Below are 2,808 nucleotides of genomic sequence, written 5' to 3' on the forward strand. Positions count from 1 at the left end.
ACCCGCCGCCCCGTACGGGTTCGGCAGGAACCTCTCCGCCGTGAGGTCCGCCCGCCCGTGGTAACCCCGGGCCACCCCGTCACCGTCGATGAACAACTGACCCGTCACCCCCGACGGAAGCAGCCGCAGCCCCTCGTCCAGGACATAGACGCCGGTGTTGGCCAACGGGTGGCCGACGGCGATGGTCTCCGGCTCCTCGGGGACGTCCCAGAAGCTCGACCAGATGGTCGTCTCCGTCGGACCGTAGACGTTGACCACCCGCCGCGTGACCGCCGACAAGGCGGACGCGAGGTGCCCGGGCAACGGCTCGCCACCCGTCAGCGCGGTGACCGAACGCTCCTCGAAACCCGCCTCCAGCAGCAGCCGCCACGCCGACGGCGTCGCCTGCACATGACTCACCCCATGCGCCCCGACCAGAGCGATCAGCGCCGCCGGATCCTTCACCTCGTGGTCCCGCGCCAGCACCACCCGACCACCCGTGACCAGCGGCAGGTGCAGCTCCAGACCCGAGATGTCGAACGACACCGACGTCGAGGCCAGCCACACCGACCCATCCGGCACACCCAGGTCGTCCCGCACCGACGCCAGCAGATTGTGCAGCGCACCGTGCCCGATCATCACGCCCTTCGGACGCCCCGTCGAACCACTCGTGTACAGCACGTACGCCAACTGCTCCGGAACCACCACACCCGGCACGGCAAGGGTCGGAGTCTCGTCGAGCACCACCGTGTCCAGGTCGATCCTCGTCCCGGCGAAGTCCACCGACCGGCCGCTGACGGTGACCAGCACCGCCGCGCCCGAGTCCGCCAGCATGTAGTCGATCCGCTCACCCGGCAGCGCCGGATCGATCGGCAGATACGCCCCACCCGCCAGCCACACCGCGTGCAGCAGCGGCACCAGATCCGCCTCACGCGGCAGGCACACACCCACCACGCTCTCCGGACCGACACCCGCCGCCCGCAACAGCGCGCCGAACCGCGCCGCCCGCTCCGCCACCTGCCCGTACGTCAGCTCCACATCACCGACCACCACCGCGACCGCGTCCGGCGACTCCACGACCCGGGCCGCGAACGCCTCCGGCGCACTGGCCGTCGACCACACCACCTCACGCCCCGGCGCGGACAACACCGCCACCTCGGCCCCGGACAACGGCACCACACGCGCGTCACCCTCCGGATCCGCCGCCATCGACTCCAACACCGACCGGTACAACCCACCCAACCGCTCCAGGCCCTCGGCACCGAAGGCCTCGGTCGTGCTGCTGAGGTGGAAGCGCCCGTCACGGGTGATGACGGTCAGCCCGAACTCGTTCGCGCTCTCCCGCAGTTCGGCGGAGGTGTCGACCTCATCGGCGTCCAGCTGGTGGAAGTCGTGGAAGTCGAACATCACGGAGACCAGCTCGCCGCTGCTGCCGGCGGCGCGCTGGATGGCGGGCAGCGGGTAGCGGCGGTGCGACCAGATCTCGGTCTCGGTGGCGTAGGTCCGCTCGACCAGCTCACGCCAGGTCTTCGCGCCCCGAGTGGTCGGGAACGGCAGGGTGTTGAGGTGCATGCCGAGCACCCGGTCGGAGCCGGGTGCTTCCAGGCGGCCGTGGTAGACCACGCCGGTGTGGAAGGCGTCCTCGGCGGTGAGGCTGCCCATCACCTTGAGGTGCGCGGCCAGCATGACGCTCTTGAGCGAGGTCTTCGCTTCGGCCGCGAGCTTGCGCAGCCCCTCCTCCAGGTCCGCGAACGGCACCTGCAGACCGGTCCGGCCGCCCGCGTCACCGCCCCAGGTGGCGGGCAGGACCAGCGGGCTGTGGGTGTCGACGACCTGCTGCCAGAAGGCCTGGGTCGCCGGGTCGGAGAGCGCGGTCTGCTCGGCGGCGACGAAGTCCGCGTAGCGCACCGGGAGCGGCGCCGGGGCGGCGGGCTCGCGGCCGTCCCGCAGCGCCTGGTAGTCGCCCAGGAGTTCCACCAGCATCGAGTTGACGGACCAGCCGTCGGTGATGGCGTGCGGGTAGGTGAGGGTCAGGTACCAGGACTCGTCGGACTCCAGGTGTGCGGCGACGCGCATCAGCGGAGCGGCCGTGAGCTCGAACGCGGCGGCGTGCTCGGCGGCGGCGAAGGCACGGCCGTGCTCGGCCTGCTGCTCGGCGGTCGAGCCGCGCAGGTCATGGACGGTGACCGGGATCCCGGCGGTCGCGTGCACCAGCTGGAGCGGCTGCGAGAACCCGTCCAGGTGCATCGAGCTGCGGAGCGTCTCGTGGCGCGCGGTGATCAGCTCGACGGCGCCGCGCAGGGCGTCCGGCGAGAACGCCTGGCGGTCCGGAAGGCGGAAGGAGGTGATGTTCTGGTAGACGTTCCGCCCGTGGGTCGCTGCCAGCATCTCGACGAGCATGCCGGTCTGGACCTGGGAGAGCGGGTAGGCGTCGACGACGTCGGCCGGGAGGGCCGCGCGGTCGTCGTCGCCGATGAGGGCGAAGGGCTGGACGGCGGTGATCAGGGACTCGCCGGTGCCGTCGCCGACCGCGATGGCCATGGCGGCGATGGTGCGCTGTTCGAAGACGTCGCGGACCGTGATGTCGTAGCCGGCGGCGCGGAGGGCTCCGGTGAGGCGGACGGCGCGGATGGAGTCGCCGCCGAGGTCGAAGAAGCTGTCCTCGACACCGACCTCCGGCAGGCCCAGCACCTGGGCCCAGACGGCGGCGAGGCGTTCCTCGACCGGAGTACGCGGGGCGGTGCGGTTACTGGTGGTGAAGGCGTCCAGGTCCGGGGCCGGGAGGGCGCGGCGGTCGGTCTTGCCGCTGCTGTTGAGGGGGATGGCGTC

At 71.7% G+C, this 2,808-nt stretch carries 1 protein-coding gene; it reads right to left on the reverse strand.

Annotation, left to right across the window (positions count from 1 at the left end):
• A partial coding sequence (locus tag ACZ34W_RS38560; protein WP_465611154.1) for a non-ribosomal peptide synthetase occupies positions 1–2,808 on the reverse strand: 2,808 nt, incomplete at both ends.

It is taken from the genome of Kitasatospora sp. NPDC022856, from assembly GCF_055561235.1.